Source organism: Variovorax sp. P4_B11 (assembly GCF_056402355.1).
This window is the reverse complement of record NZ_JBFUHO010000003.1, coordinates 286,677-305,365: the sequence shown is the minus strand read 5'-3', so window position 1 is coordinate 305,365 and position 18,689 is coordinate 286,677. Positions and strand designations below refer to the sequence as shown.

At 69.4% G+C, this 18,689-nt stretch carries 20 protein-coding genes; 6 read left to right on the top strand and 14 right to left on the bottom strand.

Annotated elements, in window-relative coordinates; genetic code table 11:
* Window positions 1–322: 322 nt before the first annotated feature.
* The 3 genes from AC1DYD_RS05365 to AC1DYD_RS05355 are packed head-to-tail and all read left to right on the top strand — an operon-like array spanning window position 323 to window position 2,555.
* Window positions 323–688, top strand: coding sequence for a hypothetical protein (locus AC1DYD_RS05365; protein WP_478171701.1), 366 nt, complete (start codon window positions 323–325; stop codon window positions 686–688).
* Window positions 689–712: 24 nt separating this feature from the next.
* Entirely contained in the window at window positions 713–1,762 is a 1,050-nt protein-coding gene (locus tag AC1DYD_RS05360; protein WP_478171700.1) for a M14 family zinc carboxypeptidase, read from the top strand.
* A gap of 7 nt (window positions 1,763–1,769) precedes the next feature.
* Window positions 1,770–2,555 (top strand): alpha/beta fold hydrolase, encoded by a 786-nt coding sequence (locus tag AC1DYD_RS05355; protein ID WP_478171699.1) that lies wholly within the window; start codon window positions 1,770–1,772, stop codon window positions 2,553–2,555.
* A 59-nt stretch (window positions 2,556–2,614) separates the two neighbouring features.
* Here AC1DYD_RS05355 and AC1DYD_RS05350 read toward each other — a convergent pair whose 3' ends face one another.
* The 6 genes from AC1DYD_RS05350 to mltG all read right to left on the bottom strand — a co-directional run bounded on the left by AC1DYD_RS05350 (window position 2,615) and on the right by mltG (window position 7,288).
* On the bottom strand, window positions 2,615–3,286 hold the full coding sequence (locus tag AC1DYD_RS05350; protein WP_478171698.1) for an ankyrin repeat domain-containing protein: 672 nt from the start codon (window positions 3,284–3,286) through the stop codon (window positions 2,615–2,617).
* Window positions 3,283–4,089, bottom strand: coding sequence for a TatD family hydrolase (locus AC1DYD_RS05345; RefSeq protein WP_478171697.1), 807 nt, complete (start codon window positions 4,087–4,089; stop codon window positions 3,283–3,285). Before AC1DYD_RS05345 ends, AC1DYD_RS05350 begins: the two co-directional genes overlap by 4 nt.
* Window positions 4,090–4,240: 151 nt before the next feature.
* Window positions 4,241–4,615, bottom strand: a complete 375-nt coding sequence (locus AC1DYD_RS05340; RefSeq protein WP_478171696.1) for a PilZ domain-containing protein — start codon at window positions 4,613–4,615, stop codon at window positions 4,241–4,243.
* Entirely contained in the window at window positions 4,612–5,631 is a 1,020-nt protein-coding gene (locus AC1DYD_RS05335) for a DNA polymerase III subunit delta' (RefSeq protein WP_478171695.1), read from the bottom strand. Before AC1DYD_RS05335 ends, AC1DYD_RS05340 begins: the two co-directional genes overlap by 4 nt.
* A complete protein-coding gene (gene tmk / locus AC1DYD_RS05330; RefSeq protein WP_478171694.1) occupies window positions 5,628–6,266 on the bottom strand; it encodes a dTMP kinase in 639 nt (212 codons plus the stop codon). Before tmk ends, AC1DYD_RS05335 begins: the two co-directional genes overlap by 4 nt.
* Window positions 6,263–7,288 carry an endolytic transglycosylase MltG gene (gene mltG, locus AC1DYD_RS05325; protein ID WP_478171693.1) on the bottom strand — a complete coding sequence of 342 codons (1,026 nt, stop codon included), beginning with the start codon at window positions 7,286–7,288 and terminating at the stop codon, window positions 6,263–6,265. The genes tmk and mltG overlap by 4 nt, the downstream gene beginning before the upstream one ends.
* 93 nt (window positions 7,289–7,381) lie before the next feature.
* Here mltG and ygfZ point away from each other — a divergent pair, with 93 nt between their 5' ends.
* Both ygfZ and AC1DYD_RS05315 read left to right on the top strand, forming a co-directional pair.
* On the top strand, window positions 7,382–8,305 hold the full coding sequence (gene ygfZ / locus AC1DYD_RS05320; protein WP_478171692.1) for a CAF17-like 4Fe-4S cluster assembly/insertion protein YgfZ: 924 nt from the start codon (window positions 7,382–7,384) through the stop codon (window positions 8,303–8,305).
* Window positions 8,306–8,309: 4 nt separating this feature from the next.
* Window positions 8,310–8,825: a DUF1697 domain-containing protein gene (locus tag AC1DYD_RS05315; RefSeq protein WP_478171691.1), complete on the top strand. Its 516-nt coding sequence runs from the start codon at window positions 8,310–8,312 to the stop codon at window positions 8,823–8,825.
* Window positions 8,826–8,920: 95 nt separating this feature from the next.
* Here AC1DYD_RS05315 and AC1DYD_RS05310 read toward each other — a convergent pair whose 3' ends face one another.
* From AC1DYD_RS05310 to AC1DYD_RS05280, 7 genes are all read right to left on the bottom strand, one after another.
* The gene (locus tag AC1DYD_RS05310) at window positions 8,921–9,136 is read right to left on the bottom strand and encodes a YbdD/YjiX family protein (protein WP_478171690.1); all 216 of its coding nucleotides are present in this window, start codon (window positions 9,134–9,136) and stop codon (window positions 8,921–8,923) included.
* Complete coding sequence (locus AC1DYD_RS05305) at window positions 9,133–11,190, bottom strand: carbon starvation CstA family protein (protein ID WP_478171689.1); 2,058 nt, start codon at window positions 11,188–11,190, stop codon at window positions 9,133–9,135. Before AC1DYD_RS05305 ends, AC1DYD_RS05310 begins: the two co-directional genes overlap by 4 nt.
* A gap of 109 nt (window positions 11,191–11,299) precedes the next feature.
* Entirely contained in the window at window positions 11,300–11,950 is a 651-nt protein-coding gene (locus tag AC1DYD_RS05300) for a response regulator (protein WP_478171688.1), read from the bottom strand.
* A complete protein-coding gene (locus AC1DYD_RS05295) occupies window positions 11,947–13,308 on the bottom strand; it encodes a cache domain-containing protein (protein ID WP_478171687.1) in 1,362 nt (453 codons plus the stop codon). The genes AC1DYD_RS05300 and AC1DYD_RS05295 overlap by 4 nt, the downstream gene beginning before the upstream one ends.
* Before the next feature lie 489 nt (window positions 13,309–13,797).
* Window positions 13,798–14,529 (bottom strand): alpha/beta fold hydrolase, encoded by a 732-nt coding sequence (locus AC1DYD_RS05290; protein ID WP_478171686.1) that lies wholly within the window; start codon window positions 14,527–14,529, stop codon window positions 13,798–13,800.
* A gap of 159 nt (window positions 14,530–14,688) precedes the next feature.
* Window positions 14,689–15,558 (bottom strand): YbgC/FadM family acyl-CoA thioesterase, encoded by an 870-nt coding sequence (locus AC1DYD_RS05285; RefSeq protein WP_478171685.1) that lies wholly within the window; start codon window positions 15,556–15,558, stop codon window positions 14,689–14,691.
* A gap of 5 nt (window positions 15,559–15,563) precedes the next feature.
* On the bottom strand, window positions 15,564–16,499 hold the full coding sequence (locus tag AC1DYD_RS05280; protein WP_478171684.1) for an alpha/beta hydrolase: 936 nt from the start codon (window positions 16,497–16,499) through the stop codon (window positions 15,564–15,566).
* A 122-nt stretch (window positions 16,500–16,621) separates the two neighbouring features.
* Between AC1DYD_RS05280 and AC1DYD_RS05275 the strand changes: the two genes are divergently transcribed.
* Window positions 16,622–17,758: an iron-containing alcohol dehydrogenase gene (locus AC1DYD_RS05275; protein ID WP_478171683.1), complete on the top strand. Its 1,137-nt coding sequence runs from the start codon at window positions 16,622–16,624 to the stop codon at window positions 17,756–17,758.
* On the opposite strand, the gene AC1DYD_RS05270 is transcribed toward AC1DYD_RS05275, so the two are convergent.
* A complete protein-coding gene (locus tag AC1DYD_RS05270) occupies window positions 17,728–18,627 on the bottom strand; it encodes a LysR family transcriptional regulator (protein ID WP_478171682.1) in 900 nt (299 codons plus the stop codon). The genes AC1DYD_RS05275 and AC1DYD_RS05270 overlap by 31 nt on opposite strands.
* Window positions 18,628–18,689 lie beyond the last annotated feature (62 nt).

Genomic DNA, 18,689 nt, shown 5'->3' with positions numbered 1-18,689 from the left:
GAAACCACCACGCGGCCCAGGGGCGCACTTCGACGAAGCGCGGTCGGAAGTTCCAGCGGCGTGCGCCGCAGGTGTCGACAGGAGGAAGCGCCCCCTGACGCCAGATTGGATCGAGCGCATCAAGAAAGACATGACGCCATGCAAGCGATACGGTATAAATCGTTTACACCATTAGCTCGCACTCATGACGCTTCTGATCATCACATCCGGCCAAACGCCCCCCGCCCACACAGAGGCTCTTCCCGCGGCCGCACCGCCGCCTTCGAAGACGGGCGCGAAGCCCGCAACGAAAAGGGCTGGAACGCCGGCACGCGAGGCGGTGGTGCCTGAGAAGGCACTCCAGCAGGAACACAAGCACGCAGCGAAGTTCCAGTCCGAGGAGAAATCGAACGGCACCGCCAAGAAGCTCTCGGCCAAGGCTGCCGAGAAGTCAGCGACCGTCGGCAAGAAGGCGCTCAAGCCCAAGGAGAAGCTGGTGCGCGACAGCTTCACCATGCCGCAGGACGACTACGCACTGATCGCCAGCCTGAAGGACCGCGCGCTGAAGTTCAAGCGACCGGCGAAGAAGAGCGAACTGCTGCGCGCCGGTCTGCACGCGCTCCAGGCATTGCCGGCACCCGCCTTGCGCGCGGCGCTCGATTCGCTGACGCCCTTGAAGGCGGGCCGCCCCAAGCGAGCAGCCGTCTAGGCGATCCATGATGGATGCCCGTTCGTGATCGCCTTTCAGGCCTTGCCGTCCGTGACGCCCACGGAGCTGCCGGAACTCGATGAACTGCAAAGGCTCACCGAACTCGGCGCACCCTGGATGGAACGGCGCCTGCTCTGCGAGGTGGACGCCGGCGAACGACGCTTTCCCGTCCACGCCTACCTGCTGGGCAGCACCCGCAAGGACGCGCCGGCCGTCGGCATCGTCGGCGGGGTCCATGGCCTGGAGCGGATCGGCGCCGAGGTCGCGATCGCCTACCTGCGCAGCATCGTGATGCGGCTGCAGTGGGATGTGTCGCTGCACCGGATGCTGGAGACGATGCGGCTGGTGTTCGTGCCGCTGGTCAATCCGGGCGGGCTCTGGCTGGGCACGCGCGCCAACCCCCAGGGCGTCGACCTGATGCGCAATGCGCCCATCGAATCCAGCGAAGGAGTCCCCTATCTGATCGGCGGGCATCGGATCAGCGCCGCCTTGCCGTGGTACCGAGGCGCCAAGAAGGCCCGAATGGAGTGCGAGAGTGCGGCCCTGTGCCGCATCGTCGAAGCCGAACTGCTCGACCGGCCGCTCAGCATCTCGGTGGACTGTCATTCCGGTTTCGGCATGACCGATCGCGTCTGGTTCCCCTTCGCCCACACCGGACGCCCGATCGTGCATCTCCCCGAGATGCACGCCTTCGCCGAGATCCTCGACCAGTCCCTGCCGCACCACCGCTACGTGGTCGAGCCGCAGAGCCGGCAATACCTCACCCATGGCGACCTCTGGGACCATCTCTACCTGAGCGCGTCCCAGCGGGCCGACAGCGTGTTCTTGCCCATGACGCTCGAGATGGGATCGTGGCGCTGGGTGCTGAAGAATCCGCGGCAGCTCTTCTCGCGCAGCGGCATCTTCAACCCGGTGGTCGAGCACCGGCGCCAGCGCGTCTTGCGGCGCCATGTCGGATGGCTGGACTTCATCGCCCGCGCGGTGTGCAGCCACGCGCGCTGGATGCCGGCCAACGCACAGCGCGCGCGGCACCGGGCGAGCGCCCTGGTCCGGTGGTACGGCGCGCGGGCCTGATGCGGCGATGGACACCTGGATCCTGCTGCGCGGCCTGACGCGCGAAAGCGCGCACTGGGGCCGCTTCCCCGAGCTGCTGCAAGAGCGGCTGCCGCCCGGCGCCAGCGTGCTGGCAATCGACATCCCCGGAAACGGCCGCTTGAGGCAGCTGGCGAGTCCCACCCGCATCGAAGCCGCGACCGACAACTGCCGGCAGCAACTGCAGGCCCTGGGTGTTCAGCCGCCGTATCGCCTGCTCGCGATGTCGCTCGGGGCGATGATGGCCGTGGATTGGGCCGACAGGCATCCGGGCGAACTCGCGGGCTGCGTGCTGATCAATACCAGCCTGCGCGTCTTCAGCCCCTGGTACCAACGCCTGCGGCCGGCCAACTACGGCGCCCTGCTGGGTCTGCTGATGAACGCCGATCCCCGCCGCCGCGAGCAAATGATCCTGCGCCTGACCAGCCGACATCCGGGCTCCGGGGCGGAGGTCGTCGAATTGATCGACCGATGGGCCGCCATTCGCGAACAGCGGCCGGTCCGCGGCGCCAATGCGCTGAGGCAGCTACTCGCTGCGATGTGCTACCGCGCGCCGTCGCGGGCACCCGCCGTGCCCTTGCTGGTGCTCGCGAGCGAGCGCGATGCGCTGGTCGACGCACGTTGCTCGCGGCGCCTCGCGCATGAATGGCGCGCGAGAATCGCCGAGCACCCCACTGCGGGTCACGACCTTCCGCTGGACGACGCGCGCTGGGTCGTGGAGCAGGTCGGTGCTTGGCCGGAAAGAGAGGGGCCGAATCGGAATCTCCGCGACTGAGGCGTGCGGCGCCGGCTGAAAGCCGCCCTCGCCTGTCGGTCCGGCATGCGGCGTCGACTTCACCACTTGCCGTCGGCGGGCCGCTTCGGCTGCTGGGGTTGCGCGGCCGCATTCAGCATCTGCAGCGCGTCGGGCCGCTTGCCGCGCTCGGCGAAGTCGGCGGCCGTCATGCCCTGTTCGTTCTTCATCGCCACATCGGCGCCTTCGTCGAGCAGCAATTGCACCGCGGCGGCCGAGCCGTACATCGCGGCCATCATCAGCGGCGTGGTGCCGTTCGGCGACTGGGCGTTGATGAAGGCATCCTTGTCGAGCAGCTGCTTCATGATGGCGATCTGCCCGCTGGTGGCCGCGTAGTGCAGCGGCGTCCAGCCCGGCTTGTTGATGTCGGCGTCGCGCGCAATCAGCTTGGTCACCAGGTCCTGCTGGCCCTTGATGGCGGCCAGCATCAGCGGGCTCTCGTCTTTCGAATTGCGGGCCTCGACATTGGTCTTCGGGAACGCGATCAGCACGTCGATCACCTTCGGCGAAGGCTCGCGCATCGCGATCAAGAGCGCGGTCTGGCCCTTCTCGTCGCGCGTGTTGGGGTCGAAACCCTTGGCCAGCAAGCTTTTCATGCTGCTGGCGTTGTCGGCACGGGCGGCGCGGAAGAAATCGTCGTAGTCGCTTGCGTGTACCGAAAAAGAAGCAGCAAGAACAATAAGATAGGCGATATTTTTAAAGTATTTGTTCATGCTTTGGCCCCGCTGAAGAGGGTCTCGAAATTGTCACTTGTCGCCTTGGCGATCGCCTCGACCGGCAGTTGGCGCAGCTGGGCGATCTGCTGCGCGACGAAGGGCACATAGGACGGATTGTTGACCTTGCCGCGATAGGGCACCGGCGCCAGGTAGGGACTGTCGGTCTCGATCAGCATGCGGTCCAGCGGCACGAAGGCCGCCACGTCGCGCAGGTCCTGCGCCTTCTTGAAGGTCAGGATGCCCGAGAACGAGATGTAGAAGCCGAGGTCGAGCGCTGCCCGGGCCACTTCGGCGGTCTCGGTGAAGCAGTGGAACACGCCGCCGGCCGCTTGGCCACTGCCGGTCTCACCCTCTTCCTTGAGGATCGCCAGCGTGTCGGCCGAAGCTTCGCGGGTGTGGATCACCAGCGGCTTGCAGGTGTGCTGGGCAGCCCGGATGTGGACCCGGAAGCGGTCGCGCTGCCATTCCATGTCGGCAATGCTGCGGCCGCCCTTGCGCTCTTCCATCTGGTAGTAGTCGAGCCCGGTCTCGCCGATGGCGATCACCTTGGGCAGCGCGGCGCGCTGCACCAGGCCCTCGACCGTGGGCTCGAGGATGTCCTCGTTGTCCGGATGCACGCCGACGCTGGCCCAGAAGTTGTCGTAGCGCTCGGCCAGGGCCTGAACCTCGGGAAACTCCTCTAGCGTGGTGCAGATGCACAGCGCCCGGTCGACCTGGGCGGCCGCCATCGCGGCGCGGATCTGCGGCATCTGGTTCGCGAACTCGGGAAAGGTCAGGTGGCAGTGGGAGTCGGTGAACATCGCAGGAAACGTCGTCGGAACGGCACGGCCACCGAGACAGGTGGCGTCGTGCCTGGTGGAGCAACGGACCTCAGGCCGGCGCCGGGCCGCCCCAAGGCGGCCTGCGGCCCCCTCGGGGGGCAGCGACACACGAAGTGAGGAGCGTGGGGGCTCAAATTGTCTGGGTCGGGCGGTCGGAGGCCAGGGTGGCGCCCAGCGCCTCTTCGATGCGCGCCTTGAGCTGGCGCGACTTCTCGTCGGAAGGAAAGCGGATGCCGACGCCCGGTGCGCGGTTGCCCGCGGCGCGGGCCGGCGTGATCCAGGCGACCTTGCCGGCCACCGGATAGCGCTGCGGGTCGTCGGGCAGGGTCAAGAGCACGTAGACGTCGTCGCCCAGCCGGTATTCGCGCGAGGTCGGGATGAAGATCCCGCCTTCGGCGAACAGCGGGATGTACGCTGCATAGAGCGCGCCCTTTTCCTTGATCGCCAACTGGATGACGCTGGGCCGGACGGGCGCGGAGGGGGTGGGAGCGGCAGGTGTGTTCATGGGCGGCGGCGTCCCGAGTTTAGGGTGCTTCTCGCCTCGCTCACAAGCGCTTCGAGCATCAGGCCCGCATTGAAGGGATGTTCTGCGGTTTTTGCCGCGCTCGCGAGCGATCGCGACCAGCGCGCCAGCGCGGCCCGCGGCGGTGCGGCCGGCAGGTCGGCGGGCTCGAAGAAACGCGGCGCGGCACCGCAGTCGATCGCCATCAGGTCGTGGCAAAGCTTCTGTAGTGCGCCGATGGCCTGCGCCGGCGCCTGGTCGGACAGCGCCCCGACCTCGCCGCGCGACATCGCCTTGGGCAGCAGCGCCCAGGCCTTGGGCGACTGGCCCTGGCCGGCGAGCCTCAAGGCGTCGCTGGGCCGGCCGCCGGCCGCCCGCAGCAGGTCCGGCGCATCGGCCGCGGGCACGCCCTGCCCCACCAGCCAGTCCTGTGCCTGGGCGTCCTCGGGCCAGGGCAGCGTGAAGCCGAGACAGCGGCTGCGGATGGTCGGCAGCAGTTGCCAGGCGGCTTCGCTGGCGAGCACGAAGCGAACGTCGCCGACCGGCTCCTCGAGCGTCTTCAGCAACGCATTGGCGGTGATGTTGTTCATGCGCTCGGCCGGATAGACCAGCACCGCCTTGCCGCGGCCGCGGGCACTGGTGCGCTGGGCGAAACCGATGGCGTCGCGCATCGCCTCGACCCGGATCTCGCGGCTGGGCTTGCGCTTCTTGTCGTCGATGTCGGCCTGTGACTTCTCGTCCAGCGGCCATCCCAGGGCCTGCATCGCGGCCTCGGGCATCAACACGCAGAGGTCGGCGTGGGTCCGGACCTGGATGGCATGGCAGCTCGGGCAATGGCCGCAGGCGCCGTGCGCCTTGGCCTCGTCCGGCTGCTCGCACAGCCAGGCGGCCGCCAGTGCCAGGCCCAGTTCATACTGGCCCAGGCCCGAGGGCCCCTGCAGCAGCCAGGCGTGGCCGCGCTGGCGCAGCAGTTCGGCCAGCGGCTGGCGCAGCCAGGGGGGGAGCGAATCGGCGGTCATGGGCGCGCCCTTTCGACCAGGCCGCGTTCGGCCAGCACGGCCTCGACCTGCTGCCAGACCTGTTCGCGCGAGCGGTTCGCATCGATGCGGGCGAAGCGTGGCGCGGCCGCCGCCCGGGCGGCATAGCCGGCCGCCACGCGGCGAAAGAAATCCACCGGCTGCGACTCGAACTTGTCCGGCAGCCGGGCGCCGGCCAGACGCTCGGCCGCGGTCTCGGGCGGCAGGTCGAACCAGAGCGTGATGTCGGGCTGCAGCAGCCCGTCCGGGGCGGCCTGCACCCAGCCTTCGAGCGTTTCGAGCACGGCCGTGTCGAAACCGCGGCCGGCGCCCTGGTAGGCGAAGGTGGCATCGGTGAAGCGGTCGCACAGCAGCACGTCGCCGCGCGCCAGCGCCGGCTCGATGACCCGCACCACATGGTCGCGACGGGCCGCGAAAACCAGCAGCGACTCGGTCAGCGGATCCATCGGCTGTTCGAGGATCATGCTGCGCAGGCTCTCGGCCAGCGGCGTGCCGCCGGGCTCGCGGGTGCGCGTGACCGCGCGGCCCCGGGCCCTGAACAGCGCCTCGAGCGCGTCGATGTGGCTCGACTTGCCGGCACCGTCGATGCCCTCGAGGGTCAGGAAAAGTCCCTTCATTGGCCGCTCCGCTGGTTGGGTTCGGTGCCGCCGCCGCGCTGGTAGCGGTTCACGGCCCGGTTGTGCTCGTCCAGCGAACCGCTGAACTGGCTGCTGCCGTCGCCTCGGGAGACGAAGTACAGCGACTTGCTCTGCGCCGGCTGCACCGCCGCCAGCAGCGCCGCCTTGCCGGGCATCGCGATCGGCGTCGGCGGCAGGCCGTTGCGGGTGTAGGTGTTCCAGGGCGTGTCGGCCTGCAGGTCGCGCTTGCGCAGATTGCCGTCGTAGCGCGTGCCGAGGCCGTAGATCACGGTCGGGTCGGTCTGCAGCGGCATCCCGAGGCGCAGCCGGTTGGCGAAGACGGCGGCGATCTCGGCGCGGTCCTGGGCCTTGCCTGTCTCCTTTTCGACAATGCTGGCCAGGATCAGCGCCTCGTCGGGCGTCTTGAGCGGCAAATCCGAGGCCCTGGCGGCCCAGGCGGCATCGAGCTTCTTGTCCATGGCGCGCATCGCGCGCTGCAGCAGCGCAACGTCGGTCGAGCCCTTGGAGTAGGTGTAGGTGTCGGGGAAAAAGCGCCCCTCGGGATGCACGCCCGGCCGGCCCAGCAGGGCCATCAGTTCCTCGTCGCTGCGCCCGACCGTCTCGGGCTTCAACTGCTCGGCCTTGGCCAGCGCCGCGCGCACCTGGCGGAAGTTCCAGCCCTCGACGAGCACCAGACTGCGCGTGGCTTCCTCGCCGCGCACCAGGATGTTGAGCAGCAGGCGCGGCGTGACGCCGCGCTCGAGCTCGTAGCTGCCGGCGCGCATCTGGCGGTCCTGGCCCGAGAAGCGGAACCACAGGTAGAGCAGCTGCGGCGGCACGTCGACGCCCGCATCGGCCACGGCCTGCGCGATGCCGCGCGGCGTGGTGCCGGGCTCGACCGACAGGTCGACGCTGGGCGCGGGCAGCTTGAGGGGCTGGTTGACCCACCAGAGGCCCGCGGCACCGGCGCCCAGCACGGTCAGGGCGGCCAGCAGGAAAAGAGTGAGGAAGAAACGGCGCACGGGTTCCGGGAAGGGAGGCGAACGGAAGACGGTAGCAAGAACGGCTAAGCCCTGCGGGCCGAACGGAACTTGGCCGGCCATGATAATTCAGCCATGACCTCTGTCGTACCGAATGGCGTCACCGCCCTCTCCCACCTCGGCGTGATCCGCGTCGAGGGCCCCGATGCCGCGAGCTTCCTGCATGGCCAGCTGACCCAGGATTTTGCATTGCTCGAGGCCTCCGAGGCCCGACTTGCCGCACTGTGCACGGCCAAGGGCCGCGTGATCGCGAGCTTCATCGGCATCCGGCCCGAACCCGATCGCATCGTGCTCGTCTGCAGCCGCGACATCCTGGCCGCGAGCCTCAAGCGGCTGTCGATGTATGTGCTGCGGGCCAAGGCCAAGCTCAGCGATGCCAGCGCCGAGTTCGCGCTCTACGGGTTGACCGGCACCGCACTGGCCGCCAACGGGCTCGACGCCGGCGCGTTGCCGGGCCGTGCCAGCACGGTCGGCGAGGCGCACGCGGTCACGCTCTACCCGTCCGACGGCGTGCCGCGTGCGCTATGGATCGCTCCCGCCGGCAGCCCCGCGCCCCAGGGCACCGAGATCGACCTTGCGACCTGGCAATGGAGCGAGGTGCGAAGCGGCATCGTGACCCTCAGCGCGCCGGTGGTCGAGGCTTTCGTGCCGCAGATGATCAACTACGAATCGGTGGGTGGCGTGAACTTCAAGAAGGGCTGCTATCCGGGCCAGGAGATCGTCGCCCGCAGCCAGTTCCGGGGCACCCTGAAGCGCCGAACCTATCTCGTACAGGCCGGCGACGAAATTGCCGCCGGCGAAGATGTCTTCGCCGCCAACGATCCCGAGCAGCCGGTCGGCACCGTGGCCCAGGCCGCGCCGGCGCCCGGAGGCGGGTGGGCGGCGCTGATCTCGATCCAGATCGCGGCCATCGACGCCGGCGGGCTGCATGCGCGCGCAGCCGACGGGCCGGCGCTGACGGTGGAGCCGCTGCCGTACCCGCTGCTCGAGGACATCTGACGACGTGCCCCGCTACGTGGCTTTCCTCCGCGGCGTCAGTCCGATGAACGCCAGGATGCCCGAGCTCAAGCGCTGCTTCGAAAGCGCGGGCTTCACGGAAGTCAAGACGGTGCTGTCGAGCGGCAACGTGGTGTTCAACGCGCGCGCCGCGGCGCGCGCGACGCTCGAGCGACGGGCCGAGGCGGCGATGACGAAGGAACTCGGGCGCAGTTTCTCGACGCTCGTGCGCTCCGCCGATGCCTTGCGTGAACTGCTCGCGGCGGATCCGTACGCGGCGCACGAACTGCCGGCCGGTGCCAAGCGCGTCGTGACCTTCCTGCGCACGCCGCCTGACGCGAAGCTCTCGCTTCCGATCGAGGTCGACGGCGCGCGCATCCTCGCCATCGACGGCATGGAGGTCTTCACCGCCTACGTTCCGAGTCCGCGCGGCCCGGTCTTCATGACGCTGATCGAGAAGACCTTCGGGTCCGGTCTGACGACGAGGACCTGGGAGACGGTGAGGAAGTGCGCGGTGGCGTGAGGGCGCTCCGGGCGACCGAGAAGATCGTAGCTTTCAAGCGACTTCGACCCATGATCGGGCTTCTTCGGCACCAGCGCGAAGATGGGCGCGTACGCTCAGCAGCAGCGCCCCTTTCCGCCCCCATAGCGCGCCTCCAGCCGCTCCCTGAAGAACGCCTCGTAGCTCATCGCTTCCTGCCCCGGATGGGTGCGCGCCATGTGGCTCAGGTAGGCGTCGTAGTCCGGCAGGCCCACCATCAGGCGCAGCGACTGCGCCAGCGAGCGGGTCAGGTAGCGCCCGGTTTCGGCCAGGCTGGCGCCGCTGCTTCTCATGCGACGGCCATCGGCTCGAAGGGAGTCTCGCGAGCGGTCGGATGGTTGGCGCGACGCGCAGCCAGTGCGGCGCGCACGCTGTAGACCAGCACGCTCAGCACCACGAAGATGAACAGCGCGCACAGCCCGGCGTCCAGCCGGTCGTTGAAGACGATCCGTGCCATGGCCTCGGGCGTCTTCGCCGGCGCGATCAGCACGCCTTGCGCCAGGCCGTCGGCGTACTTCGAGGCATGCGCCAGGAAGCCCACCTTCGGATCGGCCGAGAAGATCTTCTGCCAGCCGGCCGTCAGCGTGCAGATCAGCAGCCAGGTCGCCGGCGCCGCCGCCACCCAGGCGTAGCGCTCGCGCTTCATGCGGAACAGCACGACGGTGCCGAGCATCAGTGCCACGGCGGCCAGCATCTGGTTCGAGATGCCGAACAGCGGCCACAGCGTGTTGATGCCGCCCAGCGGATCGACCACGCCCTGGTACAGGAAGTAGCCCCAGGCCGCGACGCACAGGAAGGTCGCGGTCAGGTTGGCCGGCAGCGAGTCGGTGCGCTTGAGGGCCGGCACGAAGCTGCCCATCAGGTCCTGCAGCATGAAGCGCCCGGCGCGGGTGCCCGCGTCCACCGCGGTCAGGATGAAGAGCGCCTCGAACAAGATCGCGAAGTGGTACCAGAAGGCCATCATGGCCTGGCCGCCGATCACCTGGTGCAGGATGTGCGCCATGCCGACCGCCAGGGTCGGCGCGCCGCCGGCACGGCCGAGGATGGTGCTTTCGCCGACGTCCCTGGCGGTCTGCAACAGCATGTCGGGCGTGACGGCGAAGCCCCAGCCCGAGATGGTCTGCGCCACCGCTTCGGGGGTGCTGCCGACCAGCGCGGCCGGGCTGTTCATCGCGAAGTAGACGCCCGGGTCGATGCAGGCCGCGGCCACCAGCGCCATCACGGCGACGAAGGACTCGGCCAGCATGCCGCCGTAGCCGATGAAGCGCGCGTTGAGCTCGTTGTCGAGCATCTTCGGCGTCGTGCCGGAGGAGATCAGCGCGTGGAAGCCCGACACCGCACCGCAGGCGATGGTGATGAACAGGAAGGGGAACAGGTTGCCCGACCACACCGGGCCGTTGCCTTGCGCGAACTGGGTCACGGCCGGCATCTGCAAGGTCGGCGCGACGAAGACGATGCCGATCGCCAGCGCGATGATGGTGCCGATCTTCAGGAAGGTCGACAGGTAGTCGCGCGGCGCCAGCAGCAGCCACACCGGCAGGCTGGCGGCGACGAAGCCGTAGCCGATCAGCATCCAGGTCAGGGCCTTGCCGTCGAAGGTGAACATCGGGCCCCAGGTCGGGCTCATGCTGACGGCCTGGCCGCCGAAGATCGCCGCCATCAGCAGCACGAAGCCGATCACCGACACCTCGCCGATGCGGCCCGGACGGATATAGCGCAGGTAGAGGCCCATGAAGACCGCCACCGGAATCGTCGCCGCCACCGTGAAAGTGCCCCACGGCGATTCGGCCAGCGCCTTGACCACGATCAGCGCCAGCACCGCGAGGATGATGATCATGATCATGAAGGTGCCGAACAGCGCGATCATGCCGGGCACCGTGCCCATTTCCTGCTTGATCAGGTCGCCCAGCGAGCGGCCGTCGCGGCGGGTCGAGATGAACAGCACGATGAAGTCCTGCACCGCGCCCGCGAACACCACGCCGGCCAGGATCCACAAGAGCCCCGGCAGGTAGCCCATCTGCGCCGCGAGCACCGGTCCGACCAGCGGGCCGGCGCCGGCGATGGCCGCGAAGTGGTGGCCGAACAGCACGTTCTTGTCGGTCGGCACGTAGTCCAGGCCGTCGTTGTGGCGGTGCGCCGGCGTCTTGCGAGTGCCGTCGAGGCCGAGCACGCGGGTGGCGATGAACAGGCTGTAGTAGCGGTAGGCGATCAGGTAGGTGCAGATCGCGGCGACCACGATCCAGAGCGCGTTGATGGCTTCGCCGCGCGACAGGGCCACGGTGCCCAGCGCAAAGGCGCCGACCACGGCCACGACGAGCCACACCAGGTGGCGACGGATGCTGTGCATTGGGAATGTCTCCGGGAAGTGAACCCCCGGGAGTTTGGCGAGCCGGCGGCGCGGCTGCATCGGTTGCACCGCGCGAATGGCATGCGCGGCATCACTTAAGGGGTAACCCTTAATGCTGATCTCGACTGTTCTTGAATTCGCGGGCGTGCTCGACCGCGTACTTGATCAGCGCCGACTGCCCCTCGAGCCCAAGGCGCCGCTTGATGCTCTGCCGATGCGCCTCGACCGTGCGCACGCTGAGGCCGAGGTCGCGCGCGATCTGCTTGCTCGAGTCGCCGCGGCCCAGCGCCGACAGGATCTCGCTTTCGCGCGGCGTCAGCAGCGGCCGCGGCTGCTGGTTGGCGAACAAGCGATGCGACACCGCCGAACTCAGGAAGGTGCCGCCCGCCGCCACCGCCTCGATCGCGGCGACGATCTCGGCCGCCGGCGCGTCCTTCAGCACGTAGCCGCGGGCGCCCGCCTGGAGCGCCTGCTGCACGTACTCCGGGTTGTCGTACATGCTGAGCATCAGCACCCGCACGTCCGGCTGGCTCGCATGCAAGTGCGATGCCAGCTCGATGCCGCTCATGCCCTTCATGCCGACGTCGGCCAGCACCAGGTCCGGCCGGACCTCGGCGATCCCTTCCAGCGCTTCGGCGGCGCTTCCGGCCTCGCCGACGATCTCGAGTCCCGGCAGCGGACCCAGCCGGGCCCTGAGGCCGTCGCGCACCAGCGGATGGTCGTCGACCAGGAACAGGCGGATCACCCCGGGCGCTGTCATGCGCGGGTCTCTTTCGCCACCGGCACCTCGGCCAGGATCGAGGTGCCGTCGCCGTCGGAGCGCACGCCGAGCGAGCCGCCGATGGCCTCCACCCGTTCACGCATGTTGCGCAGGCCGATGCCCCGCTTCGGGTCGAGCTCGAGCGCGGCGGGGTCGAAGCCGGTGCCGTCATCGCCGATCTCGAGCTGCACCGCCCGCTCCTCGAAGGCCAGCACGATGCGCACCTGCCGCGCCCGCGCGTGCTTGCGCACGTTGGTCAGCGCCTCTTGCGCGACGCGGAACAGCGCTGTCTTCGCCTCTTGCGGCAGTTCGCGAGGCCGACCCTGGAGCGTGACCGAGGCGGCGACGCCGCCCTCCTCGCCGAACTCCGCGCCCAGCCGTTCGAGGGCCGCCGGCAGGCCCAGCGTATCGAGCAGCGCCGGCCGCAACCGGTGCGAGATGCGCCGCACCTCGACCAGCGATTCATTGAGCCGCTGCAGCGCCTTGCCGAGCGCCGGCGGCACCTGCTCGCGGGCGCGCTCCAGCGCATCGACCGCGGATTCGATCAGCAGCTTGGCCGACACCAGCGTCTGGCTGGTGCCGTCGTGCAGTTCGCGCGCCAGGTGGGCGCGCTCGTCCTCCTGCGATTGCACGACCTGGCGCGCCAGCAGCCGCAGCCGGGCCTCGGCGATGCGGTGCTCGCTGAGGTTCAGCAGCAGGCCGGTGGCGCTGACCACGGCCAGGCACAGTGCGGCGATGCCGGCGATCCACAGCATCGTGGTCGTGACGTTGGTGTTCATCTGCCGGTCGAGCGCCTGCATCGCGGCCTCGATGTCGTCGAGGTAGAGACCGGTGCCGACCATCCAGTTCCAGCGCGGCAGCGCCGTGACGTAGCCAAGCTTGGGAGCGAGTTGCGCGCTCGAGGGCTTGCGCCACTGGTACTCGACATAGCCGCCGCCCTCGCGGGCCCGGGCGATCAGGTCCTGGATGGTGAGGCGCCCCTGGGAATCGCGCAGCGCCCAGAGCGACTGGCCGACCAGCTCGGGCTGGCGCGAATGCATCAGCGAGCGGCCCTGCAGGTCGTAGACGAAGAAATAGCCGTCGTCGCCGTAGTCGAGCGCGGCCAGCCGGCGCAGGGCTTCGGCGCGCGTGGCCTCGTCGTCGAGTCCGGCGTCGTACAGCGGCCGCACGGTGCTGACCGCCAGGTCGACGTAACTGCGCAGTTCGCTGCGCCGCTGCGCCATGTAGGTCTTCTCGATCAGCGCGCGCTCGCGCTGTGCCAGGTCGCGCTCCTGGTGGCGCACCGCGAAGGCCACCAGCATCAGCGCGACCAGCAACGGCGCCACCGCGAGCGCGACGATCTTGGTCCTCAGGTTCATGGGGCGGCAAGACTAACATTTGCGGCGCCCCTCGTTCGGCGGCTCCCTTCGTTGGGCGGCTCCCTTCGTTGGGGCCGCCCGGCATGCGGTGCGGGCCAGTCGACCCCACTGCGCCGGCCCTTCGGGCTCCCTTGCGGTGCAGAGGGGATCGCCCGTCCCGCACCGCATACCGGGCTCCGTGGGTAAGCGAGAAACGAGTGCGCCTCCAACGTTGCAGACCTGCGCGCAAGCGAAGCTGTGGAGGCGAGGGATTCACCCCCAGCGTGTCTGCGGCGGTGGGTGGTGTGCCCCGGGTCGGCCGTTGAGGCACCGCCGAGCCGCGCAGCGGTGCGCGGATCAGGGCTCGCGACTGTTTGAGCGAAGCGAGTTTGAGCGAGACCCCGCGTGCCGCGAGCAGCGCAGGGCAGCCGCGAAGCGGCCGGTGACGTCGGTCGGCCCGGGGCATACCGCCCGTCGCCGCCCCCTGGCCCTTCCACTCGCCCCCAAGACTCAGGCAACCAGCTTGAGCAGCTCCGCAGCCAGTTCCTTCGGCATGTCGACCATCACATCGTGGCTGGACGGCAGCTTCACGACGCGCCAGCCGGCCGTGCCCTCGGCCTTGGCCGCGAAGTGGCGAAACGGGCTCGGGTCCCAGCCGTCGGCCAGGATGTAGAGCCGGTTGGCGATCTTGTCCCCTGCGCCGGTCAGCAGCAGCGGCATCTCGAAAGTCGCCAGCGCCTGCGGCCGGCACAGGCGGTCGACCCGCTCGCGGTTGGCTTGCGCGATGTTGAACATCTCGGCCGGAATGGGCTGCATCAGCCCGCTGTGGTCCTGCAGCGCGGTGCCGCGGAAGGCGCCGATGAACTGCGCCGCCACCTCCGGCGCCAGCGCCTTCGAAAGCAGTCCGATCAGCGAGTCGCCATGCCCGGGCAGGAAGGCGTCGAGGTACACCAGCGAGCGGATCCTGTCGCTCATGCGGTCGGCGACGCCGGTGATCACCATGCCGCCGTAGGAATGGCCGACCAGGATCACGTCGCTCAGTTCTTCCCATTCGATGCAGCCGCAGACGTCGCGGATGTGGGTCTCGAGCGTGATGTTCCCGGACGATTGGTGAAAGCGCTCGCCGACGCCCGTGTGGGTCGGCGTGAACACCGTGTGCCCTGCCGCCCGCAGCGCCGCCGCGGTTTCCCTGTAGCACCAGCCGCCATGCCAGGCGCCATGAACCAGAACGAAATTGGCCATCGATGTGTCTCCGGAAAATTGGGAGCGGCCATCTTCAGCGGCGTCCATGCCGCGTGCCACCGGGTATTCCCGGCGCGAACTCGCCCGCGCTGCCGGGGCCGCTGCCTCTGGCAGCGACTCGAGGCGCCCGACACGCAGTGAGGCCAACCTGGGGGCGAGTCAAATCCTTCTTCGCATCTCGATGTGGGTGATGCCCGCCTCGTCGAAAGGCTCGCCGTGCGGCGCGTAGCCCAGCCGCCGGTAGAAGGCCTCGGCGCTGCGCTGCGCATGCAGCATCACCTCGCTGTCGCCGCGCGCCGCGGCCGCCGCCTCGAGTGCGCGCAGCACCGCTTCGCCATGGCCGCCACCGCGCAGCGCGCGATGCACCGCCATGCGCCCGACGCGCGCGAGCCCCGGCGCCTCGGCCGCCAGGCGCCCGGTCGCGATCACCTGGCCCAGCCGGTTGCGCGCCACGGCGTGGAGCGCGGTCGCGTCATGCGCGTCCCATTCCAGTTCCTTGGGAATGCGCTGCTCCTCGATGAAGACCTCGCGCCGCAGCTTGCCGGCGCCGTCGCCCCACTGCGCCCAGTCGCCGGTCGCGACCTCGCGCATCGGCTCGCCGGCCTCGTAGCCGGCGAGGATCTCGCGCAGCAGCGGCGGCACCGGCTTCGAGGTCTGCGTCGCCGGGTCGGCGAACACATAGACCAGTTCACAGCTCACCAGCAGCTCCTCGCCGCGGAACAGTCCGCCATGGAACACGATCGAGGAGTTGCCCACGCGCACGCTCTTCATGCCGACGTCGATCACGTCGTCGACCCGCGCCGAGGCATTGAACTCGATGGTCGCCTTGCGCACATACAGATCGCCTTCGAGCGCCTGCATCGCCTCCTCGTAGGGCAGCGCCATCGCACGCCAGTAGTCGGCGATCGCGGTGTCGAAGTACATGAGGTAGTGGGCATTGAAGACGATCTTCTGCATGTCCACCTCGGCCCAGCGCACGCGCAGTCGGTGGAAGAAGCGGAAGTCGGATTTGCGGTGGAGTTCGGTCATGGCGATCAGGGTTGCAGGGCTTGTCGGAGGGCCAGGGCGGCATCGGCGTGGGCCTGCAGCGCCTCGGGAATGGCGCGGCCCATCTTGACGAATTCATGGATCACGCCGCGGTAGATTTCAAGGTCGACCGCGACGCCCGCGGCGCGCAGCTTGTCGGCGTAGGCGATGCCTTCGTCGACCACCGGGTCGATCTCCGCGAGGCCGATCCAGGCCGGGGCGACGCCTTCGACGTCGTCCGCGTGCAGGGGTGCGAAGCGCCAGTCGTCGCGCTCGGCGCTCGCGTTCACGTAGAGGCTGAAAAACCAGCTGATCAGCGCCTCGCCGAGCAGCGGGCCCTCGGCATAGCGGCGGTGCGAGCCCGTGTCCTGGTGGGCCGCGGTGCCGGGATAGATCAGCAGCTGCAGCGCGAGCGGCAGCCCGGCGTCGCGCGCCAGGATGGCGCAGACCGCGGCCAGCGTGCCGCCGGCGCTGTCGCCGCCGACCGCGATCCGGCTGCCGTCGAGGCCCCAATGCGCGGCGTTCCGCGCGATCTGGGCGAGCGCATCCCAGGCGTCGTTGGCGGCGGTCGGGAATTTGTGCGCCGGCGCCAGCCGGTAGTCGACCGAGACCACGGCGCAGCCGCTGCGCTCGCTCAGCACGCGGCACAGCGTGTCGTGGGTCGCGATGCTGCCGACCGTGAAGCCGCCGCCGTGGAAGAACACCAGCAAGGGCAGCAGGTCGCACGACGGCGCATACAGGCGCACCGGCAGCGCATGGCCGTCGCGCGCCGGGACGCTGAGATCCTCGACGCGCGCCAGCTGCGGCTTCGGGACTTCGAGCACGCCGGCCCCCTTTTCGTAGGCGGCCTTGGCCTCGTCCGGCGTCAGCGCATGCAGCGCGGGCCGTCCGGCGCGGGCCATGCGATCGATGACGCCGGCCATCTTGGGGGTCAGCGCTGCCATGGCCGGTCTGCGGTCTGTACTGCGGGTGACAAGCGCAAGGGTTTTTTTCGTGTCCAAGGGCGTCGGTGCTTGTTAGATTCGAAGGATCGCATCGTACCGCCCGACACACCGGCATCCCTCCCATGGCCCTCATCCAGTACCTGACCCAGATCCAGTTCGACTTCGGCGCCATCCAGCTGCTGCGCAGCGAGTGCCAGCGCATCGGCATCGCGCGGCCGCTGGTCGTGACCGACGCCGGCGTGCGCGCCGCCGGCATCCTGCAGAAGGCGCTCGACGCGCTCGGCGACCTGCCGGCCGCGGTGTTCGACCAGACGCCCTCGAATCCGACCGAGGCCGCGGTGCGGCTGGCTGCGGCCCAGTACCGCGAGGCACGCTGCGACGGCCTGATCGCGGTCGGCGGCGGCTCCGCCATCGACTGCGCCAAGGGGGTCGCGATCGCCGCCACGCACGAGGGCCCGCTCAAGACCTACGCCACCATCGAGGGCGGCTCGCCGAAGATCACCGAGCGCGTGGCGCCGCTGATCGCGGTGCCGACCACCAGCGGCACCGGCAGCGAGGTGGCGCGCGGCGCCATCGTGATCGTCGACGACCACCGCAAGCTCGGCTTCCACAGCTGGTTCCTGATGCCGAAGGCTGCCATCTGCGATCCCGAGCTGACGCTCGGCCTGCCGCCCCGGCTGACCGCCGCCACCGGCATGGACGCGATCGCGCACTGCATGGAGACCTTCATGTCGGCGGCCTTCAACCCGCCGGCCGACGGCATCGGCCTCGACGGCCTGGAGCGCGCCTGGGCCCACATCGAGCGCGCCACCCGCGACGGCAGCGACCGTGAGGCCCGGCTCAACCTCATGAGCGCTTCGATGGAGGGTGCGATGGCCTTCCAGAAAGGGCTGGGCTGCGTGCACTCGCTGAGCCACAGCCTGGGCGGCATCGATCCGCGGCTGCACCACGGCACCCTCAACGCCCTCTTCCTGCCGGCGGTGATCCACTTCAACGCCGGCGCCGAATCGGTGCAGAAAGAGCAGCGCCTGCAGCGCATGGCGCAGGCCATGCACCTCGATTCGGCCGGCGACCTCGGCGACGCGATCCGCGACATGAGCGCCCGCCTGGGCCTGCCCCGGGGCCTGGCCGAGGTCGGGGTCACGCCGGCCGTCTTCGAGGCCGTGATCGATGGCGCGATGGCCGACCACTGCCACAAGACCAACCCGCGGCTCGCGACCCGCGACGACTACCGGCAAATGCTCGAAGCGTCGATGTAGGGTGCGCCGGCCTCGGCCAGCAGCCAGTTGCGGAACAGCGCCATCGGCGGACTCGGCGGCCGCGACCGCAGGCGGGTGAGCCAGTAGCTGCCGGTCATCACCTCGATGGCCAGGGGCCGCATCAACCGGCCGTCTTTCAGTTCGCGCTCGAACATCGAGGCCGGCGCCAGCGCGACGCCCGCGCCCTGCACGGCCGCCTCGACCATCAGCCGCGACGAGTCGAACACCGGCCCGCGAATGGCCGGGCAGTCCAGGCCCGCGGCGGCAAACCAGCCGGGCCAGTCTTCCGCGCGATAGGAGCGCAAAAGGGTCTCGTGCGCCAGGTCCTGCGGCCGGCGCACGCGGGCCGCGACCGCAGGGGCGCACAGCACGCTCAGCGGCGCGGGCAGCAAGGGGTCGGCCAGCAGACCCGGCCAGCCGCCGTCGCCGAAGCGGATCGCGAAGTCCAGCCCTTCGGCCGCCAGGTCGACCACGTTGTTGTGCGTCATCAGGCGCAGGTCGATGAAGGGGCAGCTTTCGCGGAACAGCCGAAGCCGCGGCATCAGCCAGCCGACCGCGAAGGTGCCGACCACGCCGATGCTCAGGACCTCGAAGAAATGGCCGTTGTCGAATTGCTGGATCACCGCCTCGATGCGGCCGAAGGCATCGACCAGCACCGGCAGCAGCGCATGGCCTTCGTCGGTCAGCACCAGACCGCGGGGCAAGCGGCGGAACAGCGACACGCCGAGGCGCGATTCGAGACCGCGCACCTGCTGGCTCACCGCCGCCTGCGTCACGTGGAGCTCCGCCGCCGCGAGCGTGAAGCTGAGGTGACGGGCGGCGCATTCGAAGGCCCGCAGCGCGTTGAGAGGAAGATGGGGGCGCGTCATTGGAGGCGATAGATTTTCTTGTGCAATCTGCAAAATACCATCGTTTGCGCCGTCGTCCGCGA